The following is a 5,721-nucleotide window of genomic DNA, read 5'->3' on the forward strand; positions in this document are numbered from 1 at the left end:
GTCACCCTCACCACCGACATCGGCACCCGCCCCACCCCGGCCGTCGAGACCATCGCCTACTTCTGCGCCGCCGAACTCCTCGCCAACGCCACGAAACACGCCCACGCCACGGCAGCCGTCGTCGACGTCACCGCCCGTGACGGCCTCCTGCGCCTGCGCGTCACCGACGACGGACAGGGCGGCGCGACGATCGGCGCGGGCTCCGGCCTGACCGGCCTGCTGGCCCGGGTCCGCACGGTCGACGGCACACTGACCTGCGACAGCCCGCACGGAGGCCCTACGGTGGTCACGGTCGAACTGCCCCACACGTGACCCCACCCGTAACCCCATCCGTGACCCCACACCTGAGCGGACCCGATCGGAGCGGCATGCGCGTCGTCATCGCCGAGGACTCGGCCCTGCTGCGCGACGGCCTGGTCCAGTTGCTCCAGCTACGGGACGTGGAAGTCGCCGCGGCGGTGGGCGACGCCGAAGCGCTCCTCACCGCGGTGGCGACACACGCCCCGGACGTCGCCGTCGTAGACATCCGCCTCCCGCCCACCCAGACGGACGAAGGCGTACGCGCGGCCGTACAACTACGCGACCGGCACCCCGCGACCGGCGTCCTGCTGTTCTCGCAGTACGTCGAGACGACCCACGCGGCCCAACTCCTGGGCAATCCCGCCGGGTTCGGGTACCTCCTCAAGGAACGGGTCGTAGACATCGGGGAGTTCGTCGGTGCGCTGGAACGCGTCGCGGCCGGCGGCACCGCACTCGACCCCGAGGTGGTCGCCCAACTCTTCGGCGCCGCACGCCGATCCACCGCCCTCGACACCCTCACCCCACGCGAGCGCGAGGTCCTCGCCCTGATGGCGGAGGGCCGTACGAACCACGCGATCGCCACCGCGTCCACGGTCTCGGAACGAGCCGTGGAGAAGCACGTGGCCAACATCTTCGCGAAGCTCGACCTGCCGCCCTCGGAGACGGGAAACCGCCGCGTACTCGCCGTACTCCGCTACCTCGAAACCGGCCGCTGAAGCCTGCTGAAGCCCCTGAAGCTCACCACCCCCTCAAATACATGGACGGCACACGCACCCCGTCCATAGGGTCATGATCATGCCCGACATACCGCTGACCATGGTCGCCGTCCTCTGCCTCACCGCCCTCGCGGCCGGCTGGATCGACGCCGTGGTGGGCGGCGGCGGACTCCTCCTGCTGCCGGTGCTCCTGCTCGGCCTGCCCGCCGGCACCCCGGCCGCCACGGCACTCGGCACCAACAAGGCCGTAGCGATCGTCGGCACGTCCGGGGCGGCGGTAACGTACGCCCGCAAGGCACCCGTGAACGTCGGCCTCGCCGTACGCATCGGCCTCGCGGCACTCGCCGGCTCCTCCGCCGGTGCCTTCTTCGCGGCCGGCATGAGCACCGACGTACTCAAGCCCGTGATCATGGTCGTCCTGCTCGCGGTAGCCACCTTCGTGATCCTCCGCCCGGCCTTCGGCACGGCCCCCGCCCCCGGCCCGGCCACCCGCCGCCAGATCCTCGCGGCGATCGGCCTCGCGGGCCTGGGCATCGGTTTCTACGACGGGCTCGTGGGCCCCGGCACCGGTACGTTCCTGGTTCTCGCGCTCACCGCCGTGCTCCACCTCGACCTGGTGACCGCCTCGGCCACCGCGAAGATCGTCAACTGCTGCACCAACGCGGGCGCCCTCGCGATGTTCGCCTGGCAGGGCACCGTCCTGTGGCAACTCGCCGCGCTGATGGCGGTGTTCAACCTCGCGGGCGGCATGCTGGGCGCGCACGCGGCACTGAAGCAGGGCAGCGGTTTCGTGCGGGTCGTCCTGCTGACGGTGGTGTTCGGGCTGGTGGCGAACTTGGCGTACCAGCAGTGGCCGGCCTGAAAACGCCCCCAACTACCCGTGCCCCAAAGGGGCGCGGGGCTGTGTCGATGTGCGGCTTCGCCGCGTGGGCGCGACCAGCCACGACGGACCCGCAGACGACGCCCGACCGCCCCTACCGACTCCCGCTCAGGTGCGCGAAGACGACAACGTTCCCCTGGTACCCCGTCGCCCGCGAGTACCCGCCCCCACACGTGATCACCCTCAACTCGGGCCGCCGCGCGGCCCCGTACACCTTCTGATCGGGGAAGCGGCTCGCCTGATACACCTCGACGGCGTCCACCGTGAACAGCGCGACGCTCCCGTCCAGCCGGTCCAGCTCGATGGTGTTGCCCTTCTTCAGGGCGCCGAGGTCGTAGAAGACGGCGGGCCCGTCGGCGTTGTCGACATGGCCCGCGACGACCGCCGTGCCGGTCTCACCCGGGGTGGTCCCGGCCTCGTACCAGCCGGCGAGGTTCTTCTTCGCGGCCGGGGGCACGTCCAGGCTGCCGGTGCTCGTCAGCTTGAGGCCCATCAGCGGGGCGTTCACGTGGATGGCCGGGATACGGATGCGGTCCGGCGGCGACGGCGGCAGCGCGCGGGCCGCGGTACGCCCGACGGCCGGGTCGGGCCGGGCCTCGGCGGCGGACGGCTGCGGCGGGGCGTTCGTATCGGAACCGCTGCTCAACAGCCACGCGCCCGCGCACAGGGAGACCACGGTGACAGCCCCTATCGCGGTAGTGCCGTATCCACGACGCATGAGGAATCAACCCCTCTCCAGTAGCTGTCCCCGCGCCCCCTCCGGGCCACGAGGGGCGTCGGACCCGGAGGGGGACGGGACGTGCGGTACCGGCGGACGGACAGCGGAGGGTGTCCGTCAGAACCTGTCGCCTCTCGCCCGGCGATGCAGGAGCCAGGTACCGCCCGCGGCGGCGACGGCGAGAGCCGCCACGCCGGCCGCGGTCTGCACGGGGTCGGGGCCCAGGGCGCCGCCGACCCCCGTCTTCACACTTCCGCGCGGCTGCACCTGCTGCCGCATCGAGGCCAGCGTCACCATCAGATCGCCGCTGACCTGCCGCCCGTCCGTGCACTTCGCGACGATCTCGTACGTCCCCGGCTGCGCACTCGGCGGCACCTTGAACTGCCCGATCGCATCGCCCTCGTGCGCGCTCGGCGCCAGCGTGAACGTGCCGGCGCCCACCGCGCTGGCATCACCGGCGGCCGTACCGTCGTCGCCGCACGCCGCCGTGTTCACCGTGACGTCGCCGCCCGGCACGGCGTTCGACGGGAACACCTCCAGACTGCCCCTCTCGCCGCCGTACGCCGGCGCGGTCGCGAGACCCGCGGCGGCGACGGCGAGCGCGGTGCCGGTCAGCAGACGGGCGGTACGTCGCATCGGTGCTCCTCCGAGCTGTGGTTGGCTGCCCTTCCGAGGAAAGTGGCACCGGGCCCGGCCCGCTTCCTGAGCGAGCGTCAGAAATGCGGTGAATGGGTGTCAGAAAGGGGCTGAGGCGGCCCGCCCCGGCGCCGTTTCAGCAGGTCATAGCGGTACGACGGGGTACGGCGAAACCCGTCCCGGAGATGAACCCGAAGAGCGCAAGCCGCGCGTGTGAACGGGTGACCGGGTACCGCGGGCGAAGCCGAGGTCGGCCGGGCTCGACCTCAAGGATGAGCCGGGCTTGACCTCAAGAATGGTTGAGGTACCAGGCTGCCCGCATGGACACCACTACCGCTCCCGCTACCGCGCCCGCACTCGACACCGCTCCACTGGCCGTCACCGTCGTCATCGGCAGCAACCGCCACGGCCGCTTCGGCCCGGTCGTCGCCGACTGGCTCCTCACCCACGTCCGCGACCACCCCGACCTCACCGTCCAGGTCGTCGACGTGGCCGAGACCGGCGACCTGCCCACGACCCTCGCCCCGACCCCGGAGGCCACCGCCGCCCTCGCCGGCATCACCCCGAAGCTGGCCGGCGCGGACGCCTTCGTCGTCCTCACCCCCGAGTACAACCACTCCTACCCGGCCGGCCTCAAGAACCTGATCGACTGGCACTTCACCGAGTGGCGCGCCAAACCCGTCGCCCTCGTCTCCTACGGCGGCCTCGCGGGCGGCCTGCGCGCGGTGGAGCACCTGCGCCAGGTCTTCGCCGAACTCCACGCCGTGACGGTCCGCGACACCGTCTCCTTCCACAACGCGGGCGCGTCCTTCGACGACGACGGCCGCCTCAAGGACCCGTCGGCCCCGGACGCGGCGGCGAAGGCGATGCTGGACCAACTGGTGTGGTGGGGAAGGGCGTTGAAGGACGCGCGCCAGGTGCGGCCGTTGATCTGACGAAAAAGAAGGGGGCGGCCGACACAGGTCGGCCGCCCCCTTCGCACCGTCACAGACGGCCCGGTGCGCTGCCCGGGCCGGCGCGCCGAGCTTGCGCATGCTCAGCGCCTCGATGCCGTCGGCGTCCAGCATCGCGATAGCCTCGCTGCACGGGTGTCTGCGTGACCGGCTCTTCCGGGTCGAACTCACCCTCACCGAACGCGCCGTACGCATCGCGGTGTCCGACTCGAAGGGCGAGTTACGGCCGAGCCTCCGCGAGGTCACCGAGGACGACATGTTCGGGCGTGGACTGCTGATCGTCGGTCAGTTCGCCGACCGCTGGGGCGTGCGCGAACTCACCGTGGGCAAGGCTGTGCGGTGCGAGTTGGATGTCGTACGGCATCACTCACAAGGCCCGCTCCATGCAGACCAGTTGATCCCGGTCGTCCCATGACTCGGTGACGGTGAAGCCGAACCGTTCGTAGAGGGCGATGGCTCCGGTCCGCCATCTCCACACCGACAACCGCACGGCGCACGCGCCGCTTTCCGCGGCATGCGCGAGCGCGGCGGCGAGCAGGTCCGACGCGATGCCCCGGCCCCGGAACGCCGGGTCCGTCCAGAGCCTCTTGATCTCCGACCGCCCGTCGGCGGGGGCGGTCACCACCAGACAACCCACCGCGGCGCTCCCACTCACAGCCACCAGCGCGACATCGTCGACGAACGCGGTCCGAGGGTCCGAGATCTCCGCCCGGTACCGGTCCGGCAGCCCGTCCGCATGGGCAACGGGCTCCCCCTTCTCGGCCTCCGTCCGCAGATGGTAGGCAGCCAGCAATGCACCCAGTCCGTCCTCGGCGGAGAGGGTCCGGCCTGGCCGGCGGACGATGGAAACCTCGCGTTGATCAGTCATGGCGCCATCATCTGTCGTGCATCCGTCGGCCCGCTCACCCTCAACTACGAGTCCCTCACCCTGCCCGCCGACCCGGACCAGCGGCTGAGCGTCTACACCACCGAGGCGGACTCCAGCTCCGAAGAGGCGCTTCGGCTACTGGCCGCAGGATCGGCCACCTCCTGATCGTCAGGACCTGGGGCGAGACAGTCAGCACTGGGGCGAGACAGTCAGGACTTGGGCGAGACAGTCAGGACTTGGGCGAGCACGAGCCGTACGCGGGTCCGAACACCACGAGGAGCACCAGGTCTTCGGTCACGTCCGTGAACCGGTGCTCTTCACCGGCCGGCACGAAGATCACCGCCCCGGGCCCCACCTCGTCCGCCCGGCCCGGTGTCTCGATCTTGGCGCGTCCGGCTGTGACGACGTAGATCTCGTCCTCGGTGTGCGGGCTCTGGGTATCCAGCCCGCCTACCGGGATGCAGTACGTCCCCACCGACAGATCCGCTGTCCGTAACTGTTCGATCCAGTCATTGCCCGCTTCGCCGGACTGCTTCCACACGCCCGCACCCCTGATGATCTCCACGCCGGGACCCTAACGCCGGACCCGGGGACCACAACACCCTTGATCCTGCTCCTCCAACACTTCCCGCACAGCCCGATGCCCCACC

At 70.9% G+C, this 5,721-nt stretch carries 10 protein-coding genes; 6 read left to right on the forward strand and 4 right to left on the reverse strand.

Translation table 11 applies throughout. The features are described from left to right. The 3 genes from AC31A1_RS45545 to AC31A1_RS45555 form a co-directional block, all read left to right on the forward strand. Nucleotides 1-312, forward strand: a 312-nt coding sequence (locus AC31A1_RS45545; protein ID WP_489658953.1) for an ATP-binding protein, incomplete at its 5' end; no start/stop codon positions are given. Between the two features lie 56 nt (nucleotides 313-368). Continuing rightward, the gene (locus tag AC31A1_RS45550) at nucleotides 369-1,016 is read left to right on the forward strand and encodes a LuxR C-terminal-related transcriptional regulator (protein WP_489658954.1); all 648 of its coding nucleotides are present in this window, start codon (nucleotides 369-371) and stop codon (nucleotides 1,014-1,016) included. Between the two features lie 79 nt (nucleotides 1,017-1,095). Continuing rightward, nucleotides 1,096-1,878, forward strand: a complete 783-nt coding sequence (locus tag AC31A1_RS45555) for a sulfite exporter TauE/SafE family protein (RefSeq protein ID WP_489658955.1) — start codon at nucleotides 1,096-1,098, stop codon at nucleotides 1,876-1,878. Nucleotides 1,879-1,990: 112 nt separating this feature from the next. On the opposite strand, the gene AC31A1_RS45560 is transcribed toward AC31A1_RS45555, so the two are convergent. Together AC31A1_RS45560 and AC31A1_RS45565 are read right to left on the reverse strand one after the other, a co-directional pair. Then, nucleotides 1,991-2,614: a class F sortase gene (locus AC31A1_RS45560; protein WP_489658956.1), complete on the reverse strand. Its 624-nt coding sequence runs from the start codon at nucleotides 2,612-2,614 to the stop codon at nucleotides 1,991-1,993. Nucleotides 2,615-2,731: 117 nt separating this feature from the next. Further along, complete coding sequence (locus AC31A1_RS45565) at nucleotides 2,732-3,250, reverse strand: GVDTG sorting domain-containing protein (protein ID WP_399004050.1); 519 nt, start codon at nucleotides 3,248-3,250, stop codon at nucleotides 2,732-2,734. Nucleotides 3,251-3,570: 320 nt separating this feature from the next. On the opposite strand from AC31A1_RS45565, the gene AC31A1_RS45570 reads away from it, so the two are divergent. Together AC31A1_RS45570 and AC31A1_RS45575 are read left to right on the forward strand one after the other, a co-directional pair. Beyond that, entirely contained in the window at nucleotides 3,571-4,185 is a 615-nt protein-coding gene (locus tag AC31A1_RS45570; protein ID WP_489658957.1) for an NADPH-dependent FMN reductase, read from the forward strand. A gap of 97 nt (nucleotides 4,186-4,282) precedes the next feature. Next, nucleotides 4,283-4,618 carry an ATP-binding protein gene (locus AC31A1_RS45575; protein ID WP_489658958.1) on the forward strand — a complete coding sequence of 112 codons (336 nt, stop codon included), beginning with the start codon at nucleotides 4,283-4,285 and terminating at the stop codon, nucleotides 4,616-4,618. Here the strand turns inward: AC31A1_RS45575 and AC31A1_RS45580 are convergent. Next, entirely contained in the window at nucleotides 4,571-5,071 is a 501-nt protein-coding gene (locus AC31A1_RS45580) for a GNAT family N-acetyltransferase (RefSeq protein WP_489658959.1), read from the reverse strand. The two genes, AC31A1_RS45575 and AC31A1_RS45580, sit on opposite strands and share 48 nt — an antisense overlap. Between AC31A1_RS45580 and AC31A1_RS45585 the strand changes: the two genes are divergently transcribed. Beyond that, nucleotides 5,060-5,236, forward strand: a complete 177-nt coding sequence (locus AC31A1_RS45585; protein WP_489658960.1) for an MmyB family transcriptional regulator — start codon at nucleotides 5,060-5,062, stop codon at nucleotides 5,234-5,236. The two genes, AC31A1_RS45580 and AC31A1_RS45585, sit on opposite strands and share 12 nt — an antisense overlap. A 64-nt stretch (nucleotides 5,237-5,300) precedes the next feature. Here AC31A1_RS45585 and AC31A1_RS45590 read toward each other — a convergent pair whose 3' ends face one another. Beyond that, nucleotides 5,301-5,636, reverse strand: coding sequence for a cupin domain-containing protein (locus AC31A1_RS45590; RefSeq protein WP_489658961.1), 336 nt, complete (start codon nucleotides 5,634-5,636; stop codon nucleotides 5,301-5,303). Between the last annotated feature and the right edge of the window lie 85 nt (nucleotides 5,637-5,721).

It is taken from the genome of Streptomyces sp. P5F9 (assembly GCF_057961495.1).

Bases quoted from the DNA above. Each gene is read 5' to 3' on its own strand.
- AC31A1_RS45550 (WP_489658954.1), top strand. From the start codon at position 369: ATGCGCGTCGTCATCGCCGAGGACTCGGCCCTGCTGCGCGACGGCCTG.
- AC31A1_RS45555 (WP_489658955.1), top strand. From the start codon at position 1,096: ATGCCCGACATACCGCTGACCATGGTCGCCGTCCTCTGCCTCACCGCC.
- AC31A1_RS45560 (WP_489658956.1), bottom strand. From the start codon at position 2,614: ATGCGTCGTGGATACGGCACTACCGCGATAGGGGCTGTCACCGTGGTC.
- AC31A1_RS45565 (WP_399004050.1), bottom strand. From the start codon at position 3,250: ATGCGACGTACCGCCCGTCTGCTGACCGGCACCGCGCTCGCCGTCGCC.
- AC31A1_RS45570 (WP_489658957.1), top strand. From the start codon at position 3,571: ATGGACACCACTACCGCTCCCGCTACCGCGCCCGCACTCGACACCGCT.
- AC31A1_RS45575 (WP_489658958.1), top strand. From the start codon at position 4,283: ATGCTCAGCGCCTCGATGCCGTCGGCGTCCAGCATCGCGATAGCCTCG.
- AC31A1_RS45580 (WP_489658959.1), bottom strand. From the start codon at position 5,071: ATGACTGATCAACGCGAGGTTTCCATCGTCCGCCGGCCAGGCCGGACC.